This window comes from Flavobacterium sp. MMLR14_040, from assembly GCF_033657265.1.
Lineage (GTDB): Bacteria > Bacteroidota > Bacteroidia > Flavobacteriales > Flavobacteriaceae > Flavobacterium.
On the sequence record NZ_JAWVWO010000001.1, the window covers coordinates 103,786 to 128,366 of the forward strand.

Annotated in this window: 16 protein-coding genes; 6 read left to right on the top strand and 10 right to left on the bottom strand. The window is 33.8% G+C overall.

Annotated features, from left to right (window positions below; genetic code table 11):
• Positions 1 to 28: 28 nt before the first annotated feature.
• The 7 genes from SD960_RS00475 to SD960_RS00505 all read right to left on the bottom strand — a co-directional run bounded on the left by SD960_RS00475 (position 29) and on the right by SD960_RS00505 (position 7,810).
• Positions 29 to 1,102 (bottom strand): exopolyphosphatase, encoded by a 1,074-nt coding sequence (locus SD960_RS00475; RefSeq protein ID WP_318800224.1) that lies wholly within the window; start codon positions 1,100 to 1,102, stop codon positions 29 to 31.
• A gap of 548 nt (positions 1,103 to 1,650) precedes the next feature.
• Complete coding sequence (locus SD960_RS00480; protein ID WP_318800225.1) at positions 1,651 to 2,283, bottom strand: response regulator transcription factor; 633 nt, start codon at positions 2,281 to 2,283, stop codon at positions 1,651 to 1,653.
• 301 nt (positions 2,284 to 2,584) lie between these two features.
• Complete coding sequence (locus SD960_RS00485) at positions 2,585 to 3,403, bottom strand: alpha/beta hydrolase (protein WP_318800226.1); 819 nt, start codon at positions 3,401 to 3,403, stop codon at positions 2,585 to 2,587.
• Positions 3,404 to 3,646: 243 nt separating this feature from the next.
• Entirely contained in the window at positions 3,647 to 4,186 is a 540-nt protein-coding gene (locus SD960_RS00490) for a hypothetical protein (RefSeq protein ID WP_318800227.1), read from the bottom strand.
• Between the two features lie 230 nt (positions 4,187 to 4,416).
• The gene (locus tag SD960_RS00495; RefSeq protein WP_318800228.1) at positions 4,417 to 5,175 is read right to left on the bottom strand and encodes a hypothetical protein; all 759 of its coding nucleotides are present in this window, start codon (positions 5,173 to 5,175) and stop codon (positions 4,417 to 4,419) included.
• A 231-nt stretch (positions 5,176 to 5,406) separates the two neighbouring features.
• On the bottom strand, positions 5,407 to 5,739 hold the full coding sequence (locus SD960_RS00500) for a DUF4870 domain-containing protein (protein WP_318800229.1): 333 nt from the start codon (positions 5,737 to 5,739) through the stop codon (positions 5,407 to 5,409).
• Between the two features lie 157 nt (positions 5,740 to 5,896).
• The gene (locus SD960_RS00505) at positions 5,897 to 7,810 is read right to left on the bottom strand and encodes a hypothetical protein (protein ID WP_318800230.1); all 1,914 of its coding nucleotides are present in this window, start codon (positions 7,808 to 7,810) and stop codon (positions 5,897 to 5,899) included.
• 412 nt (positions 7,811 to 8,222) lie between these two features.
• Between SD960_RS00505 and SD960_RS00510 the strand changes: the two genes are divergently transcribed.
• From SD960_RS00510 to SD960_RS00530, 5 genes are all read left to right on the top strand, one after another.
• Positions 8,223 to 11,162: an Ig-like domain-containing protein gene (locus tag SD960_RS00510; protein WP_318800231.1), complete on the top strand. Its 2,940-nt coding sequence runs from the start codon at positions 8,223 to 8,225 to the stop codon at positions 11,160 to 11,162.
• Between the two features lie 234 nt (positions 11,163 to 11,396).
• Positions 11,397 to 12,845 carry a DUF1254 domain-containing protein gene (locus tag SD960_RS00515; RefSeq protein ID WP_318800232.1) on the top strand — a complete coding sequence of 483 codons (1,449 nt, stop codon included), beginning with the start codon at positions 11,397 to 11,399 and terminating at the stop codon, positions 12,843 to 12,845.
• Between the two features lie 46 nt (positions 12,846 to 12,891).
• Positions 12,892 to 14,385 (top strand): DUF1254 domain-containing protein, encoded by a 1,494-nt coding sequence (locus SD960_RS00520; RefSeq protein ID WP_318800233.1) that lies wholly within the window; start codon positions 12,892 to 12,894, stop codon positions 14,383 to 14,385.
• Positions 14,386 to 15,056: 671 nt separating this feature from the next.
• The gene (locus SD960_RS00525) at positions 15,057 to 18,254 is read left to right on the top strand and encodes a SusC/RagA family TonB-linked outer membrane protein (protein WP_318800234.1); all 3,198 of its coding nucleotides are present in this window, start codon (positions 15,057 to 15,059) and stop codon (positions 18,252 to 18,254) included.
• A 12-nt stretch (positions 18,255 to 18,266) separates the two neighbouring features.
• On the top strand, positions 18,267 to 19,691 hold the full coding sequence (locus SD960_RS00530) for a SusD/RagB family nutrient-binding outer membrane lipoprotein (protein WP_318800235.1): 1,425 nt from the start codon (positions 18,267 to 18,269) through the stop codon (positions 19,689 to 19,691).
• 82 nt (positions 19,692 to 19,773) lie between these two features.
• On the opposite strand, the gene SD960_RS00535 is transcribed toward SD960_RS00530, so the two are convergent.
• Positions 19,774 to 20,136, bottom strand: coding sequence for a hypothetical protein (locus tag SD960_RS00535; RefSeq protein ID WP_318800236.1), 363 nt, complete (start codon positions 20,134 to 20,136; stop codon positions 19,774 to 19,776).
• Positions 20,137 to 20,900: 764 nt separating this feature from the next.
• Between SD960_RS00535 and SD960_RS00540 the strand changes: the two genes are divergently transcribed.
• Positions 20,901 to 23,600 carry an ATP-binding protein gene (locus tag SD960_RS00540; protein ID WP_318800237.1) on the top strand — a complete coding sequence of 900 codons (2,700 nt, stop codon included), beginning with the start codon at positions 20,901 to 20,903 and terminating at the stop codon, positions 23,598 to 23,600.
• Between the two features lie 76 nt (positions 23,601 to 23,676).
• Here the strand turns inward: SD960_RS00540 and SD960_RS00545 are convergent, their stop codons facing one another.
• Both SD960_RS00545 and SD960_RS00550 read right to left on the bottom strand, forming a co-directional pair.
• Positions 23,677 to 24,045, bottom strand: a complete 369-nt coding sequence (locus SD960_RS00545) for a nuclear transport factor 2 family protein (protein WP_318800238.1) — start codon at positions 24,043 to 24,045, stop codon at positions 23,677 to 23,679.
• Positions 24,038 to 24,529: an acyl-CoA thioesterase gene (locus tag SD960_RS00550; protein ID WP_318800239.1), complete on the bottom strand. Its 492-nt coding sequence runs from the start codon at positions 24,527 to 24,529 to the stop codon at positions 24,038 to 24,040. Before SD960_RS00550 ends, SD960_RS00545 begins: the two co-directional genes overlap by 8 nt.
• Positions 24,530 to 24,581 lie beyond the last annotated feature (52 nt).

Sequence of the window (24,581 nt, forward strand, 5' to 3'; positions counted from 1 at the left end):
TTATTTTTTGAAGCCGTTTTTTATGAGACTAAAAATTATTTTTTATTTTCTTGGAGCGGTCAACAACATATGAAACCAGCCATGCAATTTGTCCTTCTTTGGCAAAATAGATTTTCTTTGATTTCAAATCCGGAATACTTTCCAGGCAGGCAATTAAAATATTGTTTCCTGAAATTAAATGTTTCTGGCTATAAGTGTTTATGACTTTATCTGCTTCTTTGCTGGTTTTGGCTAAATTTTCGTACTTCACAAAATTGTTTTTTAAAATGGCATCATAATTTATAATATCTTCCATTTTTAATGGCAGAAAATGATCGTCGCTATTATTATTGTAGTATAAAGTTACAAATGCCCAAACAGCCCCACCGGACAGATATATCTTCTTTTTTTGAAGTGATAGCGGTTTAGTTTTAAGCATTTCCTTGATTTTTTCTCTCAAAACAGGCGAGTATTCAAAAGATTTTTCTTTGTATACCTGCATATCATTTGTTTCTCTCGGAATTACAATTGTTTTATTAATTGCTTCTGTAAGAGTGATAGTCCCGTAATCTAATTTTAAAGGAAAAAATTCGAATTTGTTGCCGTTAAGTACATCAACATATCCGCCTTTCGTATTACCACCGCCTATATCCAAAACAATAGCATCCTGATAATCAGATGGCGGAATAGAACCTTTTAAAAGCATTTTGCCTTCTGTTTCGGCAGTAATAAAATCAAGATCTTTATTGGTTACTGCTTTTATTTTATCAATTAAGGTTTGCTTATTGGCAGCGAGTGCAACTCCGGAAGAAGCTACAACATAAATATTTTCATCAGTAACACCATATTTGCTTTTAATTTTCAGAAGATTTTCTAAAACCACAGATCCGGCCTTTTCTACATCCTCTACAGCAAGATTACCATCAATTGCGATACTTCTGGCTATACCAACATTTTCTGTCCAGTAGCCCAGTATATCATAATCTCCTTTTTTGATATTATTTACATCTATAACCGAAATTTTGATTCCCTTACTTCCAATTTCAATTCCTGCATAACGACTGTCCTGAGAAAATGCCCCAAGAGAAATGAAAAGAATAAAAAGTAAAAAGTAAGTTTTCAAAAAGTATTTATTTTGCATACGATTCTTAGTATTTATATTTAAGCGCTTTTGTATTTCAATCAAATACGTAATTTTTTTAATTACGGTTTATTAATTCGATAATTATATATAAATAGTTTTTGGTTTGGTTTTGTAACTGCCCTAATTATATAATATGTAGCAACTATACTGCTCTTTCTATTTTACTTTTTAATAAAATAGTGTAGTAATATTTTAGAATAAAAGAGCGTGCAAAAGTCATCTTTAAATACTTAAAAATTTGTAGCAAAATTTTAAATGGCTTGTAGAATTAATTCTACATTCTCTTTCTGATTTTATTCTATAAGTTAAGTAGTAATAATTTCTTTTCAAGTGAGAAAAATTTCAAAATATTTGGTAAGAAAACAGCGTAAATGCAGGACAAACAAAAGAAACTTCAAAAATTAAATTGAAGGCAGAAGTAAGATTTTTTCGAAAAAAAAATGAGATATGGAACTGAAAAGAATAAATTTTCAGATTTTGAAAAAAGAAAATTGGGAAGTAATTATGTTTTAAAATTAAAAGGAAAATTAATTTTTATACACATTTAAAATTTCAATTAGTTTTACGATATTGTTGATGCCGAGTTTATCAAAAATTCGCGTTTTAAAAGTACTTACGGTCGACATTTGAATGTTTAATTTATTCGAAATTTCGAGATTTCCATCTCCGTTTACCAAAAGTTCAGCCACTTCAATTTCTCTGTCGGATAGTTTTTCTAAAGGATTGATTGGTTTTTTTAATAAAGCATTCTCTAAGATGATTTCCTTCACAACATCACTGATGTATTTTCCGGTTTCAAGAATTGATTTTACAGCTTTAATAATTTCTTCGTCTTTGCTGTATTTATTTAAAAAACCATTTGCTCCCGCGTGTATGTAACGTAAAGCATAACGGGACTCATCATAAGCCGAAAACATCATAATTAACAGATCAGGATGGCTGGATCTGATTTCTTCTACCATTTTGGTGCTGTTTCCTCCCGGAAGGTTGATATCCAGAAAAAGTAAATCCTGTTTTTCGCTCAATTTAGTGCGTAAATCTTCAACACTTTCAGCATGTGTTATAGTTACACCATCAAAGTTTTTTTTCAATAATACCGAAACTCCATGTCGAACGACGCTATGATCATCGACCAATAATATCCTTAAATCTTTCTTCATTTATATGTATTAAAAGGGCATGTAACTAAAAATAAATTTAGAAAAAAAACGGGCAAAAACCCTAAATTATAATTTTGTTTAAGGAAGTGGTTGTAAAGTTAAACAACAAATATAGAATAAAAGAATAAAAAGAAGCAGAATAAAATTAGAAAGTTTACAATTTCTTAATGTGTTCTATATGAATTTGATTCGAAAATTTTTTCGTAAAACGCATTTTTTATTAATTCAGGCAAAAAAAATAAAAACCTTCAAATCAGGCGATTTCGAAGGCTTTTATACTCAGTTTTATATTATTGATTTCTTATAATTTGATAAATTCAAGAATGTCTTTATTAATGGTTTCTGCTTCTGTTGTTGGCATACCGTGAGGAAATCCCGGATATGAAATTAGTTTCCCGTTTTTCAAAAGTTTAGCAGCTCTTGGTGCCTGCTCATAAGGTACGATCTGATCGTCTTCTCCGTGCAAAACCAAAACCGGAATATCCAGGCTTTTAAGATCTTCTGTAAAATCTGATTCAGAGAAAGCTTTTATACCTTCGTAATGTGCCAATACAGACCCCATCATTCCCTGACGCCACCAATTGTGTTTAATACCTTCCTGAACCTGTTTTCCTTCGCGGTTCCAGCCGTAAAAAGGTATCGGAAAATCATAAAAATATTGTGCTCTGTTGAATCCCGTGCCTTGTCTTATCTCGTCAAAAACAGACAATGGAACACCTTCCGGATTTGTTTCAGATTGTATCATTATTGGTGTAACAGCGCTAATTATTACTGCTTTTGCAACACGTTCTTTTCCGTATTTTGCAGCATATCGTATTACTTCGCCACCGCCGGTTGAGTGACCCACGTGAATAGCATTTTTTAAATCAAGGGCTGCGGTCAATTCAGCGATATCAGATGCGTATGTTTCCATATTGTTTCCTTCAGAACTTTGACCAGAACGGCCATGTCCGCGGCGATCGTGTGCAATTACGCGATATCCCTGTTTAAGGAAAAACATCATTTGGGCATCCCAGTCATCGCTTGATAAAGGCCAGCCATGGTGAAAAACAATTGGTTGTCCGTTTCCCCAATCTTTGTAATAAATCTCTGTTCCGTCTTTTACTGTAAATGTGCTCATCTTTTTTTCGTTTTAGATTAATGATTATTTATTTGTTTGTTTTGATTTCTGATACAAATTTATTGAGACAGGAGCGGGGCGTCGATTAATGTAGATTAAGAAATAAATATAATCATTTTAAATATTTTATAAATACCTGAAAGACTTTTAATTAGCGTCGAAAAAGTATTTTAAAAAAATAACAGAATAAAAAAAAGCCCATTTCGAGAGAAACGGGCTGTCTAAAAAACAAATTCAAAAAAATTAAAACGTCTTCACATCAATTCCGTGTTCTTTTGCATAAGGCAAAGCAAGATCCCACAGTTTTTTATATTTTGCCTCAAAAACAGGAAATGTGTTAGCCTCCATATCGGCAATCGCTTTGTCTACCGTTTCTTTTGGCGCTTTTTTGTCCATTAAACGGGCAATTTTTACATAATCATTTTCATATTTTTTCTTCACGAAATTAAAAAGATCAAGCGAAGCATCAATCATGGGTTTGGTTTCGTCTGTAGGTTTTAGGTCTTCTATCTTTTTTATAGATTGATTGAGATAAGCAACCTTAAATCTCAAAATATGATCTTCATAGGATTTTGCCGGAAACGTTCCTTTTTCGTCAAAAGCAATAAGCTGATTGGCGTTTTTATTTTCTTCCATTCTTTCAAAATCCTTAGAACCAAATTCCATAAATAAATTGGTGTTTAAGGCAGATATATCGAAATATTCTTCTGGCGTATTTTCCATTTTGCACGACTGCAAAACGATTAAAAGTAAAAATGCTATCAGTATATTTTTTGTTTTCATTTTGATTTTCTTTTTTATAATTATTTCTCTTTTATATGGCGTATACTTAATAATGATTCACAATAAATTTATTACTGATAGCAATATGGCAGTAATTATTTTTGATTTACTTTTTTCAAACTCATAAAATCTATGTTTCTATGTGTTTAATTAAATTTTTAAGGTATCATACCCAACGAGTTAATACAAGCAATAAAGCGGTAATAAAACTTATCATGTTAATTCTGTATTTATTCCATTTCAATTTGAATTAAAGCCATTGCAGACTTTTGGCTTCCTTTATCAGCGCCTTTATTCCATTGTTCTACAGCTTTTTCCTTTTGACCTAAGATATAATAATAAGTTCCCAGAAGAGTGTAACCCTCAGGTTCCTCCTGCGAAATTATTTTATTTCCAAGGGAAACAATTTCAGGATTCAGCTTTTTTGGTTTTGTGTTTTTTTCAGGATTTAGCAAAGCATCCATACCCTGATCTTCAATAAGCAGGATTCCGAAATAATCCATACAGGCCTTACTTAATCCCTCATTGCATAGTTGGCTGATTTTTTCTTTTTTTGCTTTGGCTGCCGTGTCGTCCATCATCATTTCGATTGCCATTTTTTCACTTGATATCTTATAATATTCATGCAATAAAGCGGCTTTCTTTTTAGACAAAGCTTCGTTTTTTCGATTATTTGCGACAATGGTATCTTTTCGAATCCATGTTTCATTTTCGACCCAGTTTGAAGCACCAACAAGGGTTTTATTTTTTATTTTAAATTTAAAAATGCTTTTATCAGGATATACAATCAGCGAATCGCCTTTGGTAAAATAATCACCAGTTCCAATTCCGGTAATATTTACTTTTCCGTTGCCATCAAATTCAAAAAAAGAATACATATTAGAATCCGATTTTGCCTGATAATATCCCTGAATATTATTATCAATAACCTGACCACCTGCCAAATTTGAAAGTGAAATCAGGAGCAGTAAATAATAGAATTTTTTCATGATTTGATTTTTTGATGCAATTTTAATTCAATAAAAGCCAGTATTAGACGTAGGTTTCATACTGGCATTTTAGTACTTAATTCAACTTGCTAGTTTTCGTTAATTCTACTATTATTAACTCCTAACGGAGTAATAAAAAATATCTCGGAGAGATTATATATTGGTAGAATCAATTATTCGTGCCATTTTTGTCCCGTAGGGACTACACTTATTAGCTCGCAGCCTGAATTATTATTTAATGAAATCAAATTTATCAGTAAATAATTTTCCCACTACAGGAACCGGAATTTCCTGCTCATTATTAGCATTGATGATTCCCATAATCCATAATACTAAAACTACAAGATTTACCAGACTTAAAATGCTTGCCAACGTTGGTACTACAGTGGCAATAATTGTTAAAGCAACAGAAATTATAATTCCTACAATAGCAATTCCTAAACCTTGTTTAAGGTGAAATCTTGTTAGAGAATCTTTAACCGTTAATTTATTGTAGTTTACGTAAGCAATAACCCAGCCGATAATAGTAATGTACGAAATAATTGAAAGCGTCTTTTTGTTCATGATTTTTAGTTTTAAATTCAAGTTCAAAACTAATCATGTACCGATGAAAAAAATAAAATCTTGTATATACTAACCATCTACAACTGTCAATAGAGTATCTATTTTGTATCTACAAGAAGATTATTTTACAGATGAAAAAACGCTGTAAGTGCTGATTTTACTGGACAGAAGTAATATAAGTATCTAAATCAGTTTCGCGGTCCAGATTTAGTTTTTGTTTAATTCGGTATCGGGCCATTCGCATGCTTTGCGTTTCAATATTCATGTGATTGGCAATTTCTTTGGTACTCATTCCTAACTTTATGTAACCGCAATATTTAAAATCCAGTTTTGTTAGCGTGCCTGAAGCTTTTTCCTGTAAAGTCGAAAAAAAGACAGGATTCGTATTCGCCAGACTTGTTTTTAATAACTCAAATTCATCATCAACCTCCATGCTTTTGTCAATCGTTTTTGAGATTGTTTTTATATCTGATGATTTCTCAGATTTCATCGTTGATAATTTATTCTGAATGTCTTTTAAAATCTCATTTTTCTTTTCCAACTGCAGGTTATTCGTCATTAATTCCTGCTGAAGTTTTATTTTTTCCTGTTCATTTAATTTCTTTTCCTGAATGGCAATTTGAAGTTCTTTCTCCGTCAATTCAGATTCCAGTAAAGCAATCATCGCTTCTTCTTCTTTTATTTTGGATAAAAGAGTAGCTTCTTCATTCGCTTTTTGAAGTAAAAGATTGGTTTTTATATAAGATCTTTGTCTAAAATGATACGAACGCAACATAAAAAGAAGCATAAAAAACACCAGAACAACAAGTGCCGTATACAAATAGTTTATCTTTTTCCTGGATTCAAGATTGTCTGTAAGCAATTGAATTTGCTGTGATTTTTTCTCTGTTTCAAAACGAACGGAAGCGTTGTAATCTCTGGCTCTGTTTTCTTTTTCCATCATAACTGCAACCGCTTTATCATACAGATTGAAGTATTTTTTATAAGAAGCAAAATCATTTTTGATCTCTGCCAGATCCATATAGTTTTTATAAAGCAGGGCAAAATATCGTGGGTTTATCTTGGGATGTTTTTCAATAATATCGGATACTTTTTTCAATACCTTTTCAATATTAGGTATATCATTTAAGTTCGTATAAAATTGCGCTTGCTGGCCGTACATAACCATAAGCTGCATGGGCTCGTTTAATTCGAGACAAACGGCTTCTGTTTTTTGTAAATGTGCTAAAGTTTTTTCGGGTTCGGTTTCAAAAAAATGATATAAGTAAAGGCTCGTAAGATTTAAGCAGGTTCTGCCGTAAGAGCCAATAATATTTCCTTTTCTTTTTTCATTTTCGAATATGGCAATCGCTTTTAGGTAATTGTTTTCTGCAGTTTTGAGTAAATCCGGATCGGCAGGTGTTTTTTGCTCTGCATCTCTTACCAAAAATAGCGCCCAACTGGTTAAACCATTGGCAATATTAATCTGGTTTTTACTTTCGTAAGCCAAATCTAAAGCCTTTTTATTGTATTTCTTAGAGAATACAAGATCGTTGTGATCGATATAATAAGCGCCCAGATTTTCATATCCGTTAACCAGTTTGTCGTATCGTATTTTGTTTTTTTCAAAATACGCCAATGACTTTAGCATGTACTCAATATATTTTTCCTTATTTCCAATAAATTCATTTTTATAGGCAATGGCATAATTGGCGTATGCGATGGCCTTTGCGTCTTTTGATGCTGTGGCTAAAGTAGAACTGGAATCGGCATATTTAATTTGCAGCGAAACATTATCCAGATATCGGGCAACGTCAGAAAGTGCTTCATAAGCAATGGCCTGGCTTTTTATGTCGTTTTCTTCACGGGCCAGTTTTAATGCTTGATTGGCATAGTGATACGCTTTTATGGTATCAGTTTTTTTATAACATGAACTAAGCTGGCATAAGTAATCGCCCTTTTGTTCAGGAGATAAATCTGCCTGCTCAATTAATTTAAGCAGTTCTTGTTTGGATTTTTGTGCATGAGAAATATGGGTAACAAAGAAAATGAACAGGCTTATATAGAAAATGTTCTGAAGGCTTTTAGTCATAATTTCAGATCGGTTGGTGGTATTATTTGAAGAAAAAATCTTTGTTTTTTTTATGGAAATAATTCCAATTTAGGATTATAATAGCGCCTAAATAATCTGTATTTCCAGATTGAAATCAGAACCAAAGATATAAAAATAGTAGTAGTAAAATTTTGTTTTTGACAGTGCCAATAATTTTAAAAATTTGCTCTTTCTTATTTTATCATATTAATTACAAACTTCTCGTCTATACATATTCTTGATTTTTTATTTCACTTTAAAATTTAATATATTGATTTCTAGTGTTTTGATTGGTTTTAAATAGACTAAGAGTCTTGATTTTTAACATATATTTTTTATAATCTCTTTTTTAAATCTAGTTTCGTTATGTTCTTTTTTTAGGAACTACCTTACTAATTTAAAACCACAAATTATGAACAATCAATTACATTTTATTTCTTTTAAAAGAGAAAAATATTTCCATATCGTATGGATTTTTTTCATTCTCTTAACTTCAAATTTATATGCACAGCGCGGTTATTATGATGCGCCGTATAAAAGGTACGAAGCAAACGCGGGGCAATTGTCTAATGGCGCTGCAACTACTTCAAAGTCATATATTCAGGCAGATCTTCAATCTGAAGCTACAGACCAGCAATGTGTGAATATGTCTGCGACTAACTCTACCGTGCAATGGACACTTACAGAAGCTGCTGATGGACTTGTCATTCGCTACAGCGTTCCCGACGGACAATCGGCTACTTTGGGCGTTTACAACGGAAATACAAAAATTACCACGCTAACCTTAACTTCAACCTGGTCGTGGGAATATTTGTGGAGCAACGGAAATCCTAACAATAACGGAATCACGAATCAAAACCCAAGAATGCGATTTGACGAAGTGCGTTATAAACTTCCGGCTAAAATTACGGCATCGGGAACTTTAAAACTGGTTAGAGAATCTGGGAATGTTCATCTTGATTTTGCTGAAATGGAGCCGGTTCCTACCGCTATTACAGCACCAACAGGTTCAGTAACGTATACCGGAAACGGAAGCGATCTTCAAACCTTTATTGATGCAAACGGCGGTAAAAAAATCTTTATTCCTGGCGGAGTTTATAATGTAAACCGCGAATTGTATTTTGGTATTGCCAATACTTCACTAGTTGGCGCCGGAATGTGGTATACGCAAATTAATTTTACCAATACCAGCAGTTTAAATGGAGGATTGCGCGCCAATGCAGCAGGAATTTCGTTTACAGATCTTTATTTAACGACAAATTCAGCTTCCAGAAGTAATTCTTACAAAGCGATAAACGGCGTTTTTACCTCTTCATCCATAGTCAAAAATATTTGGGCAGAACATTTTGAGTGCGGTGCCTGGATTGCGCAATACAATACTGGAGGTCCGGCAATTGCAGATGGATTTACAGTATCTCATTGTCGTTTTAGAAATAATTATGCCGATGGAATTAATCTTTGCAAAGGAACTGCAAACTCAATCGTAGAACATTGTAGTTTTAGAAACAATGGCGATGACGATCAGGCAATCTGGTCTGCTGACGGACTGGAATGTATCAATAATACTTTTAGATACAATACTTCCGAAAATTGTTGGCGTGCCTGCGGTTTAGCAATTTACGGCGGAAAAAACAACAAAGCTTACAATTTGATTATAAAAGACAATCTCGAAGCAGGAATCAGAGTGAGTAATAATTTTCCCGGAGCGCCATTTAACAACGACGGAATGCATGAAATACACGATATCACGGTATCAACCTGCGGAACTTTTAATGATACGTACAACAATCCTGTAGCAGCGGTAGATATTTTTAGTGCTACGAATGCGGGAACTCAGGTAAAAAATGTTCAGTTGTACAATATTGATATTTTAGATTCCAGAAATGATGCTATTTCGATCAGTAAAAGATCTGGCGATGGTATTTATAATCTTAGTTTTAAAGATATTACGGTTAACGGAACCGGAAAAGAATTTCCAAACAATAATGCCCTAAACAGAAATTGGGGCAGAGGTTATTTTGTACTTATAGCCGGTTCTCCGGCTGGAAACGGAACTTATTGTAATATGAATTATTCTAATAGAGGCGGTAATGCAACAACTGATCAGGAACTTAGTGCTATTGGTACATTTTCGTGGACACAAAGTACAAGCTGTTCGACTTCGACTGTTGCAGTAACGGGCGTTACGGTTTCGCCAACAACGGCGACTTTAAGCGTTGGCACGACACAACAATTAACCCCAACAGTTGCTCCGGCAAATGCAACAAACAAAACAGTGATTTACAGTTCTAATAATACTGGAGTAGCAACCGTAAATGGTTCAGGTTTGGTTACTGCAATTGCTTCCGGAACGGCAACGATTACGGTGACCACTCAGGATGGTGCAAAAATTGCCACTTCTGCAATAACAGTAACATCATCAAATGTGGCTGTGACAAGTGTGAGTCTTAGTCTGGCATCGGCATCATTATCTGTTGGAGCGACGCAGCAATTAACACCAACAATTCTTCCGTCAAACGCAACTAATAAATCTGTTAGCTATGCTTCAAACAATACGGGCGTTGCAACGGTTAATGCTTCTGGTTTGGTAACGGCAATTTCAAACGGAACAGCAATAATTACGGTAACCACTGCAAGCGGAAATAAAACAAGCACGGCGACAATTACTGTCAGTACAGCCACAGGAAACTACTTTACTATTAAAAACAAGTGGACAAATAATTATTTGTATGATGCCGGTGCCAATGTAGGTTACGGCGCAACTGTTGCTAATAACAATTACAAATGGGAAAAAATAGCTGTTGACGGCACTTATTTTAGATTAAAAAATGTAGGAACGGGTGATATAATGCACATTGAAAACCTAACGGGAGCCGTACAATGTAGTACTGCAGGATCTGACTGGATGAGCGCACAATGGTTAAGCGAAAATGTGGATGGTACTTTTGTTCGAATTAAAAACAGATGGCAAACCGGAAGCATGATCCATATCGAAAACCTGAATGGTGCTGCGCAATATGCAGGAGGTCAAAACAATTGGGAAAGCGCACAATGGCAATTTCAGAGTACTTCTACAGCGAAAAAAATCAATGATACAGAAATAGCAGTCGAAAATAATCTGGTAAGTATTTATCCAAATCCTTCTGTAAACAAAGAATTTAATATTGTGCTTCCGGAGTTAAAAGCTGGTGATGTAGCAACAATAACGGTTACGGATATAAATGGGAGAAAAGTTATAGTAAACCAACTTAATACATCTGCAAAAATCAATCATAATTTAGCTTCAGGAATTTATGTTGTTACAATTAGTTCTAATGACTTTAATGTTTCTAAAAAGCTGATTGTAAAATGATAATCGAAAAAACAGACTAGAATTTATATTTTAAGTATTTTCAACAGATATAAGAAATGCCAGATCCTATGATCTGGCATTTTTGTTTATAGCCTTTGCCTATTTTCGTTCCATTTTATAAAATGAAACGACTTTACTATTCTTATAATCAGCATTAATTGTATCTATCATTACATTTAATAAATAAATTCTGCTTATTAAAAAAACAAGATATTATATTAAAAAACTGATCTTATGAAAAAGCTCTTCTTTTTATTTTTGCCTGCTTTATTAATGTTGGCCTGTACTCAAAAAACAACTGTAAATGATACTGAAAACAGTAGTAAAGATACTTCTACTGTAGTATTTAAACCTGCCAATATTAAGGAACAAATGTTATATCAGCGTGGTGTTGAATCTGCCATTTGGGCGATGCCGGCTGTCAATTTTCAATTAATGTATGATGCTTTTGCTAAAATAAACGGCAATTATAATCAGGTTGTAATTTGGCCAAAATTATTAGATTGGAAAAATCAAACGCTTACACCAAATCCTGATGTAATTTATTTAATGCCCTTTTTTAATACTGAAAAAGTGGGTCCTGTAGTGCTGGAAATTCCGCCTGCTGATGATGGCGTTTTTAATGGCAGTGTGATGACCTATTGGCAAAATGCTCTGGAAGATGTTGGTCCGGGTGGTGTAGATAAAGGAAAAGGAGGGAAGTATTTATTTCTTCCGCCAGGTTATGACAAAACGAAAATACCTGCAGGTTATATTCCGCTGCAATCAGATACGTATCGCGGTTATGCATTACTGCGCTCTGTATTAAAAAGCGGCAGTGATGCTGATGTTGCCGCTGCTGTTGCGTATTCTAAGAGAATTAAGGTTTATCCGTTAAGCGAAGCTTCAAAAAATCCTGAAACAGTATTTGTAGATGCCAGCGAAAAGGTCTTTGATTCAGCCATTCAGTATGATGTTAGTTTTTATGAATCTTTAAACAAAATAATACAGGCAGAGCCATGGCTTGAACGAGATAAAGCCATGATTGATCCGCTGAAAACACTTGGAATCGAAAGAGGTAAAACGTTTAATCCGGATGCTAGAACCAAAGAAATTTTGTCTTTGGCAGTCAAAGCAGCAAAAGAATATCTTGACTTAAATTATGAATCTTTCCCGCCATTTTTTAAAGATACACACTGGGTTTTTCCTGCTACTGCGGAATTTGGAAAAAACATTAAAACTAATTTTCAGGTAGCTGATTCTTATCCTATTGACAACAGGGGAATGATTTACTCAGTAATCTTTTTTAGTGCCAAACATATTGGTGAATCACAGTATTATTTAATCCAGATTGTAGATAAAGAGGGTAATCCACTTGATGGAAACTCTTCTTACAAACTCCATGTTCCGGCAAATGTTCCTGTAAAACAATATTGGTCAATGACCGTTTATGATCGTGATACACATACTTTTATTCGCAATCAAAAATGGGCGGGACGCTCGTCACAAACTCCGGGATTAAAAACAAACAGCGACGGTACTGTTGATCTTTATTTTGGTCCGAAGCCTCCAGAAAGTGGCGAATCAAACTGGGTGCCTACAGATCCAAAAGGAAAGTTTGAAATATTGGCTCGTTTTTATGGTCCGAAACCAAATCTTTATGACCAAAGCTGGAAATTAAATGACGTGGAAAAAGTGAACTAATCAAGTGCTTTATAAATGTGATTATTTATTCTAAAAAAAAATAAAAATGAAAAAGAAACTCATTTCATTATTTGCAATAGTTGTTTTTATATCATGTAACCAAAATAAAAATACTGATGCAGATTTAGCAAACTCAACAGAAATTGACAGTACAACGTCTGGCCAGTCGTCGCAATTGCCTCCGGGACCAGATTCCAGTGTCAAAATTACAGAATCGTATGCAAGACAAGTGGCAAGGGATGCCTATTTCTGGGCTTGGCCGATGGAAAATATTTATAATCGCCGGCTTGCTTTTAAACAATCTCCCAAAGTTGGATTGATGAATGGTGTTTTGCCTTTTGCTCCGTTAAATTCTTTGGCAATGCTTCACGATTATATTCAGCCTGAGCAGCGTTGGGTTGCCTGTCCGAACCAGGATGTAGTTTATGGAGCCGCAATTGCTGCATTGGACGAAACACCCGTTGTTGTACAAGTGCCGGATTTTGGAGATCGATTCTGGGTGTATCAGGTTGTTGATTTGAGAACGGATTCTTTTGCGCAACTGGGAAAAATGTACGGGACAAAACCAGGTTTTTATTTGCTGGTTGGTCCAAACTGGAAAGGAGAAGTACCTAAGGGAATCACAAAAACTTTCCGAAGTAAAACCGGCACCGCATTTATTGTACCCAGAGTTTTTCAGGACGATTCTCCTGAAGACAAAAAAGCAATACAAAATATTATTAATAGTATTGATGTTTATGCTTTGGATAAATTTGATGGAAAAGTAAAAAAACAAGATTGGAGCAAGCTTCCTTCTTTGGGTTCACCAACCAAAGATGGTGGATCTGGAGAAACAAAATGGGTATTTCCTGATAAGTTTTTTGATGAACTTCCGACTGTATTAAAAGATGCACCGCCTTTACCCGGCGAAGAATCCCGTTATGCTCAGGTTCTTGCTGTAATTGAAGCCGCAAAGAAAAATCCTGCTCTTAAAAAAGCAATGATAGAAGAAGCTGTTAAGGCAGATAAAGAATTAATTGATCCATTACTGCAATTTAGAAATTGGGGAATACCACTTGCTCATAATTGGTCAACAGCCAATAATTGCGCTGCTTTTGGAACCGATTATTTTACTCGTACTGCAATTGCAAAATCAAATATCCTTGTAAATGCGAGTCTTGAAACCAAATATTTTTATCAGGATCTTGATTCAGAAAGTGCAAGATTAAGTGGCGCAAACCAATATACCGTAACTTTTGAGAAAGGTAAAATGCCGCCCGTGAATGGATTCTGGTCACTTACTTTATATGATGAACATCACTTTTTCTCACCAAATCCTATAAAACGTTATTCTGTTGGTACAAAAAACAAAGACTTAAAATATAACCCGGACGGATCTCTGACATTGTATGTACAAAACATAGAACCAAGTCCGGACAAAAAAGCAAATTGGCTTCCTTGTCCTAAAGAAATCTTTTGTCTGTATTTTAGATGTTATGGACCGCAGGAAATTACAATAAAAAACATTTGGACACCACCGGCAGTCATAAAAACGAAATAGACTTTTGTAATGAAAAACGAAAAGCGATTTGTTTTTACAAATCGCTTTTTTTTATTTATGAAAGTAAAAAATACTCCTTTTAACAGGCACTGAGCTAGTAAAACAGCTGCGAAAAGTGATAATATTTGCAATTAATTTTCATTTGTTTAAGAAAAATCTTAACGTATTTAAGAAAATTATAAGGTGTTAACTTCTTTACTTGTAGTTAATTAAAGTTTTAGTAAAATTTTAATTAACATTTTTTTTGCAAAAGTTTCAGTTAAACTTTTTGAGTTAATAATTTTAATTTACTTTTGTTCTATCAAATTGGTAGGATTTAAACTAAGGTAATAAACACAGCTGGTAAGCGCTTTCGAATACATTTTATTTGAACAAGAACAAATCATTTGACTATTTAAACATTATGATTTTTGCTGTTAAAAATTCTCTAACTTTTAAATTCTGCAAATTTTTAGAAAATAAAACCTAAAATGTTAAGGTTGAAATCTATCAAAAAAAATTAAAAAATAGTAATCCAAAAAAGAAGTAAAATGAAAAAACGAATGTGTTGCAGATAAAAAAAGAAACTGTTTCTGCTGCAACAGAAATGGTAAAGCTTAAATAAATTGTACATCTCTATAAGGAAAGCTAATGATATTTTCAGCAAACCTTATCCAAACTAAAACTAAGTAATGAAAAAAATATTATATAAACATGCATGGTTGTGCATCTTGTTGATTTCTATTGGTGTTACTGCCCAGGAGACAAAACCCTTAATTCAGTCCAAACTCGAAGGAATAGTAGTGGATGCAGTGACAAAAGACCCTGTTATTGGTGCTTCGGTAAACATTAAAGGCACTACACACGGTGCTCAGACAGATTTTGATGGAAAATTTTATTTCCAAACCGGACAAAAATTCCCTTATTCACTTGTAGTAAGTTACATGGGATACAAACAAACGGAAGTGGTAGTAAATTCAAATTCTGTTGTCATTGAACTTACGCAGCAGGAAAATGCCTTATCAGAAGTAGTGGTTACTGCACTTGGTATTACAAAAGAAAAAAAATCTTTGGGTTATACTACACAATCGCTTAAAAACAAAGATTTATCAGATACTAAAGAAACCAATTTTTTAAATAGTATGACCGGTAAATTAGCCGGAGTACGTATTACCAATTCTCAGGGTGATATGGGATCTTCACGTATCATTATTCGTGGTGAAACATCTATTGGCGGAAATAACCAGCCCTTATTTGTGGTAGATGGAGTTCCGGTAGATAACACGCAATTTAGCAGTTCAGGTGGTACAAGCGCTTCCCGTGACTTTAAAAATGCAATTGCCGATTTAAACCCAAATGATATTGAAACATTAACGGTATTAAAAGGCCCAAATGCGGCAGCCCTTTACGGATCACGTGCGGCGCATGGTGTGGTTTTAATCACAACTAAATCAGGAAAAAATCAAAAAGGTCTGGGAATAAGCTTTAGTACAGGAATCACTATTTCTCAAGTGGCTACGTTGCCAAGCTTTCAAAATACTTTCGGACAAGGATCAAACGGAAAGTTCAGTTATGTAGATGGTAAAGGTGGCGGTATCAATGATGGTGTTGATGAAAGCTGGGGCCCTAAAATGGACGGACGTCTTATTCCTCAATTTAATTCAAATGGTGTAGCGGTGCCTTTCGTGGCTCATCCTAATAATGTGAAAGACTTTTTTAATACTGGTATTACGTATGAAAATAGTGTTTCTGTAGCAAAATCAGACGAAAAATCAGATTTCCGCTTAGGAATAAACAATCAAAAACAAACCGGAATAGTACCGAATAGTGAAGTAAACAAAACAAACTTTACTATTAATTCTAATTATCAAATATCTGAAAGTATAAAAGTGGGGGTAACCGGGAATTATATTGTTACTGATGCTCCGGCACTTCCGGGTGGTCCATCGGGTAACCGTGCTGCAGGTGTAATGCTTCAGTTTCTTTGGTTCGGACGTCAGGTAGATATTAATGCGCTTAGAAATAACAGAGATGTTAACTGGAACAACAGCTATTACAGCAATCCGTACTGGAATGCGTATTACAATACTACAAGCCAACAGCGTAATCGTTTAATTGGAGATATTCATTTGGATGCAAAACTTGCCGAAGGACTTAATTTTAGATTCCGTACCGGAGTTGATTATTATAACGATCGCAGAAAATACGAGATTAAATACGGCACAAATGGAACTCCTTTTGGATCGTATGCAGAAGATGCTTATACTGTAAACGAACAAAATACTGAGGGTATTTTTACTTATACTAAAAAGCTAAACGATGATTTTAGTGTAGATGCCCTTGCCGGATTCAATATTCGTAATCACAGCGACGCAAACAATTATCAAAAAGCACCACGTTTGGCTGTACCGGATTTGTACACGCTAACGAATTCAAGAGATCCGTTAACGTCATCAAACAACTTATCAAGATTAAGAGTTTATAGTGCCTATGCTTCGGCTCAATTTGGTTATAAAAATTATGCATTCTTAAATGTAACGGCACGTAATGACTGGTCGTCTACATTGCCAAGCAACAACCGCTCTTATTTTTATCCTTCTTTTAATGGTAGTTTTGTTATTTCTGATGCTTTTAATTTAAAAAGCAACACACTTGATTTATTAAAAATACGCGGCGGATGGTCTGAAGTTGGTAATGATGCCGATCCGTATCAATTATCTACGGTTTATAATTTTCAAACGGCATTCGACGGAAATCCAATTCAGACTTCTTCACAAAAGAAACTTAATGAGAACCTGAAACCGGAAACAACACGCTCTACCGAATTAGGTTTAGAAGCTTCTTTCTGGAAAAACAGATTGCATTTTGATTTTGCTTATTATAACACCAATAGTTTTGATCAGATTCTGGAGATTAAAACAACTGCTGCGAGTGGTTATACTTCTCAGTTAATCAATGCAGGTAAAATAAACAACCGAGGAATCGAAATTCAATTGGATGGAACTCCTGTTCAAACTGAAAACTTTAAATGGAATATTGCTGCAAACTACTCAAGAAACGTAAGTAAAGTAGAAATTTTGGATTATGAGGGAAGTATTAAAAACTATACAATTGGTTCTTCAGGAGGTGTTGATGTATTGGCATCTGTAGGGCAGGCTTACGGAGCACTTTACGGAACAGCTTATGAGCGCGATGCCAACGGAAATATAGTAGTAGGAGCAAACGGATTGCCAAAAGCAGATCCGACCAAGAGAGTATTAGGACATTACACTCCTGATTATTTAGCAGGTGTTACCAACACATTGACTTACAAAAATCTTGAACTTTCATTTCTTGTTGATGCCAGTGTAGGTGGTGAGATTTTTTCAGGAACTAACAGAACGGGTACTTACACGGGTGTATTAGCAGAAACGCTTCCGGGTCGTGATGCTGCCAATGGCGGATTAAATTATTATGTAGCAACAACGGGTACAACAAATACGAAAACCCTGGTTTCTGGCGGTAATGCACCATCAGGAGCAGTAATATATGATGATGGAATGATTTTTAAAGGAGTATATGCTGATGGAACTCCAAACACTTCGGTTCTTAGTGCACAGGAATATTATAAAGCGTCATACAATATTAGCGAAGCGTATATCTATAGTTCAACTTTTGTGAAACTAAGAGAAATAAAATTAGCTTACAATTTCAATAAAAAATTTGCAAGAAAGCTGGGATTAGATGGAGCCAGTATTACTGCAGTAGGCCGTAATTTGTTGTTTATCTATAAAGATGTACCGAATATTGATCCGGAAACAGCTTTTAATACCGGAAATGCTCAGGGATTGGAGAGTTTATCTTTGCCAACAACGAGAAATTTCAGCCTTAATGTTAATCTTAAATTTTAAAAACACGCAATCATGCTAAAAAAAATAGCCTATATAACGCTCTTTGCATTGTCATTGAGTTCTTGCAGCGATACGTTGGATGATATTAATAAAAATCCAAATGCAACCGAAACACCATTAGCGCCATACCTGTTAACAGGAACATTAAAACAGGGAGCTGATTTATATTGGGGAGACGTTAATAATTTTAACTCCTCTTTGTTATTTGTTCAGCATTGGGCTAAAATCCAATATACAGAACCAGACAGATATGATGTATCTAATGCTTCTTTCACCACTTTATGGGATAAAGGATATTCAACTTTAATTACCGATTTGAATACGATTATCAATTTCCCGGATGCACAGGCCAATTCAAATTATAAAGGAATTGCATTGACTTTGCGTTCATGGACATTTTTATTGTTAACCGATGCTTATGGAAGCATTCCGTACAAAGAAGCAGGTTTGAAAGTAACACCGGCTTATAATACTCAAAAAGAAGTATACACAGGATTGCTGGAAGATTTAAAACAAGCTCAGTCTTTATTGGCTACAGCAAATGGTACCGTAACCGGAGATTTGGCTTACAAAGGTGATGTCTTAAAATGGAAAAAACTGGTAAACTCGCTTCGTTTGCGTATAGCATTGAAAATTGCTGATAAAGAACCAGTTTTAGCAAAGCAGGCTGCGATTGAAGCAACAACAGATGCGGCAGGAGTAATTAGCAATAATAGCGAAATCTTTAAGTTTGTTTACACGAGTTCGCCTCAGCAAAATCCAGCTTCGGCCTGGTTTGAAACACGTGACGATTTTCGTATTTCAAAAACAATGGTCGATAAATTATATGAATTCTCAGATCCGCGCTTACCTATTTTTGCTCAATTGCCATCGGATGCGAGCGTAGTGAAATATGTTGGAGGTGCCAATGGATTATCAAATAGTGACGCCAATAGTCAGGGTTTTGCTAAAACATCAAAACCGGGAACTTATTTTCTAACTTCGGCATCACCGGCTGTATTTGCTTCTTATTCAGAAACACTTTTCAATCTTGCAGAAGCGGCAGCGCGTGGTTTTATTGCCGGAGATGCAGAGCAGTTATACAAAAATGCAATTACGGCATCTTTAAATCAGTTTGGTATTACCGATGCTACCGTTATTTCTAATTATCTTAATCAGCCAACAGTGCAGTACGATGCTGCAAATTATGCAAAATCGATTGGTACACAAAAATGGATTGCATTTTATGGACAAGGTCTTGATGCTTTTGCAGAATGGAGAAGACTTGATTATCCGGTATTAACAGCTGGTCCAGCTACAGTTTTAGACGGACAGATTCCTTCGCGTTTCTTCTATCCGGGTACAGAACAGTCATTAAACGGAAATAGTTATCAGGCCGCAATATCTGTTCAGGGAAAAGATTTGCTTACTACCAAATTATGGTTTGATGCCAAATAAATAAGCGTAAATAGTATTTTATAAATGAATGCTATTTATTGAAAATGAAAAAGCTAAATCGAAAGATTTAGCTTTTTTTATATCATGAACTTAGTTTTTCAGTGCTTTTAATTCTTAAGCAATGTTCGGTTCCTAAATACAAGGGATTTCCGTGTTTTTCTGACCAAAAGCCATCCAATACATCTTTGGTTATACAACGATAAACGGCGACACCTTTATAGGTTTTCCTGTCATCACCTTTATAGCTAAAATTAATCACTAAAATATTGTCTTTAAAAAAACCGTGTCCTTTTTGCTGTTGCGTATCGTTAATAAGCCACAGCGCAACAATTCGGTTATTTTCATCCAAATATAAATGTAAAATACCTTTATAGTTTATTTCCTGACTCTCCTCCTGATTACTCCCTGAAATGGAATAACTGCCTGTTAAATCTTGTATTGTCATTATATTTATTGATGCTGAAATTCGTTTTTCTGAGTTATTCTGAGGTGCAAATTTGAATAAAATATAGAAAATAAACAATCAAAGTTAGGGATATTTGAGGTGATGGAAATGTTCTGGTTTAGGCATGTGTTCTTGTTTTTAAATTTGTAATAATTTCTAAATATCTATTTTCAAAAACAGACTGATCAACAGGTAACACAACCGATCCTTGCTCTCCGAAGAATTCTTATGAAACTCTGCGAAGTCTCCTGATTTCGCACCCGCAAGACTTCACAGCGGGGATTTTATCTTAATCCTTTAATAACTTAACTTTGTAAGTTATAGCTTATTTATGTAAGAATATTTCCTATATTAGCTATTCTAAATATAAATTATAATAAAAGATTTTGAAGCAAAAAGATATATTGGAATTTTGGCGAAATATTGAAATATTCAATCTACCGGATTTTAATAATAATGCTGCCTTGTTAAAAACAGAGCAAATATTTCCTTGGGTTTTAAACAAAACAGCTGCCAAAAAAAATTATGTTTTGCAACACACTTTAATTTTCGGAAGATTAGAAAAGAAGAAGATTGTGGATCAAATTGATCATTTTTTGAATGGTGAAATTACAAAGGGAGACTGGGAAGAAACTATTTCCGGATATACGTGTCTTTCAGCATTAATTCTAGATCAGGGAGGAAGACCAGATGAAAAAAGTTATGTAACGGCTTCATTTTCTTTTGGAATAAATGCATTAATAAAAAAACAAAACTTGTCTGTTGTGTATGCCGATCTGGAAAAATCAAAAGAAGATTTTGAGATCAGATATAATATCCCTGAAATTATAAATAACAGCGAAAATGATAAAAAAGAAGAGCCTTCAAGAAAAGGAGATATTATTTCTTCGGCACATTTAAATGAAGAATTAGATTATCTGCATAAACAATTTGACATATGGAATAAGGAGGATATAAAAATTTATATGTTTTCTCAGGAAGTTCCCAAAGACAATAAATCAGATACTAGTTTTTTAAACAGTTTTTATTTAAGTGATTTAAATTATCTCTGTAATTTAAATGAGAAGGAATATAGTAAAACTTTAAAAGCTTATCTAAACTTATCTGTAGATACATCTATTCGAAAAGATATTATTTTAGATAAAAATCAACTGTCTGCCTCTGTAAATCCAAAATTAATGCAGGCTGGCAGATGGCCTTCTAACATAGATTATAGTTTATACACTGCACAACTTGGAGCAGTCAACGACTTATTTTCAGAAAATGAACCCTTTGTAAAAGGAATCAATGGACCTCCGGGAACGGGAAAAACGACATTACTATTAGACGTAATCTCTGATGTTATTGTTAACCGAGCTAAGGTTATTGCTAAATTAGGTTGTAGAGACATTTTTGAAGGAGGATATAATAAAGTAGAAAAAGAAAATGGTTTCAATTTATTTTCTTTTAATCTAAAATCAGATTTACAGAATAATTTTGGAATTGTGATTGCGAGCAATAATAATTCGGCCGTTGAAAATATTACAAAAGAACTTCCTGCTAAAGAGAAGATAGATTGCATTATGTTTCCTGATGCAGATTATTTTTCAGAATGCTCAGAGAGACTAATTTCCGTAGAAAGCTGGGGTACGCTAGCAGCTGCGCTAGGAAATAATCAAAATCGGCATATTTTTAAAAATGCTATTTGGAAGTCAGATAAAGAAAATCAAATTTTAGGTCTTGAAGACTTATTGTATAATGTTTATAAAGATAAAGAAAATGATTCAACAGCTTATAATCAGGATTTATTCGAAGAAACAAGAAAAAAATTAAAACAACTTCATGAGGAATTTGAATCATTCATAAATAAAGTAGAAAAATTTCACAACTCATTACCTGTTTTTATTGAGGCAAAAAATGATGAAATTATTTTGAAAAAACAGATTCGGAAAACAGATTCGGAAATAGATAAAAATCTCGAAATAAAGAAAGAATTAGATAATAGTATCAAAAATGAGCTTTTAGAAAGCGAGAGAATTCAAAATGCTTTAACTGTTATTAAATCAAATAAACCCTCGTTTTTCTTTTTTCAAAAGCTTTTTGGAACCAAATCATTTAAAGAATGGAAAAAGCAAGCTGATTTATTTTTAGTTCAGTTTAGTGATTCGCAAAATGTTTTAAAGATCTTAAAAAAAGAGCTATCACATACGGAAAAAAAGATAAAAGATTTAGAAACTAAAAAGAACAGGTACCAGGATAATTTAAAGGATAAATTAAAAATAATCGATAATTATCAGAAACTTAATATAAAAATTAATACAGATTTTGGCATTGAAAATAAGCAATTGTTTACTGAAGAGTTCCATCAATTATCTTTAGAAGAAATTCATCTTCGAATGCCTTATTATTCACCAAAAATTGCAAAATTGAGAAGTGATATTTTTATTCAAAGTCTCAACTTGCATAAATATGTTATATTATCTAATGCAAAAAAGGTAAAAAACAACCTCAATCTGTTTTTTGAAATGATCCTTGGCTGGGTCGAAGTAGAAGCAAAACTAGCTCAAAATTTATGGGATACCTTTTTTCTTTGCATACCAGTTGTTTCTACTACTTTAGCTTCAGCAAGCAGATTATTTCCAAACACAAATGAGAATCAAATCGGTTGGTTATTGATTGATGAAGCAGGGCAGGCTACACCACAATCTGCTGTAGGAATTATTCACAGATCAAAAAGATGTGTAATTGTAGGTGATCCATTGCAGGTGGAACCTGTAGTTACTATACCGGCAAACTTAGTTGCAAAGTTACGTCAGTTAAGTAACGTTGATTTGTTATGGTCTCCCTTACAAACCTCTGTACAACAACTTGCAGATAGAATTTCATTATCTGGTACCTACATGCAAAATGGAACAGAGTCAGACCCGATATGGACTGGTTTTCCTTTGAGAACACATAGAAGATGTGATGAGCCTATGTTTTCTATAGCAAACAAAATTGCCTATAGCGACCAGATGGTAAAAGCTGTTAAAGAAAATTCTAAGGAAATTTTTATAGGAGCATCTCAATGGTTTCATGTTGAAAATATAAATCCACCAATAAATAAACATGTAATAATTGAAGAAATGGATTTGCTAAAAATTAAAATTACCGAGTTACTTAATAGCGATTATAGTGGTAATATTTATGTTATATCGCCATTTAAGTCGGTTGCCGGAGCTTGTGATAACGAATTTAGAAAGATAGAAAACGTATTCTGCGGAACTGTTCATAAATTTCAGGGAAAAGAAGCTGATATCGTATTTCTGGTTTTAGGAAGTGATCCTAAATCATCAGGAGCAAGAAAATGGGCTTCACAAAAACCAAATATTCTGAATGTAGCATTGACTCGTGCCAAAAAAAGATTATATGTTATTGGTAATAAAAAGTTGTGGAGTCAATGTGAATATTACAAAGAGATGAACAATGTGCTAAGTCAGAATTAGTGAAAAACATTATAAAAGCATAGGTTGCCTTAATAAAAACTCCGCAAATGTCTCTGACATTGCGGAGTTTTTATTATTACATGCTTGTAAATTGTTTAGGATCATAAAAAAACTTTTCCGATTTTATCAGTTCTTCCTGCCAGTTTTGATACGCGATTTCTTCAATTTCAGAAATAGTTCCATTTTTCCATTCAAATCTAAAATACCATCGAATAACAACCTGATCACCATTCATAAAATACGGGCGAATACATTTGGATACTAAAGATTTGACATTTAAAAGTGTATTTTTTTCGTTAGCCACAAGATTATCTCTGCCTACACGTGGTTCTGCCTGATTTTCCTGCATTGACGCATCAATAGTATAAAATTTTTCAATCGCTTTATCATGTTCGTTAGATTCGACCATAGCAATAAATTGTTCAATTGTTTCTGGTTTAGGCATGAGTTCTTGTTTTTAAATTTTTGATAATTTCTAAATATCTATTTTCAAAAACAGACTGTTCAACAGGTAACACAACCGATTCAAATAATTTCATCAAATCTTCTGAATGGCTTGCTGCTTTTTTTGTCTGGATGTCGTACTGAATAAACTTTATCCACAGAATTGCTTTTAATTCAGTTTCATTTTCATTCCACATTTTCATTTCAACCAGTAAAAGGTTGTCTGTATATTGAATCAGCTGCGACTCAATTAATACCGTTTCCATTGTAAAAGCCGGCTTCAAATAACTGATCTGATTTGATGCAACAACCCAGCTCAGTCCGGTGTTTTTCATATATTTAAATATGTCAAGATCATAGTTTTCTGCAATTTGATCCTCGCGCACATTAATAAAATATTCTAAATATTTAGAATTGTTCAAATGATTAAAAGGATCACAATCCTGAAACCTTACTTTTCTTTTTGTCTTTAATATTTTTTCCATTTTTATAATTATTACATCAAATACCGATCGGTATCTGAAAGGTTAAAAAATT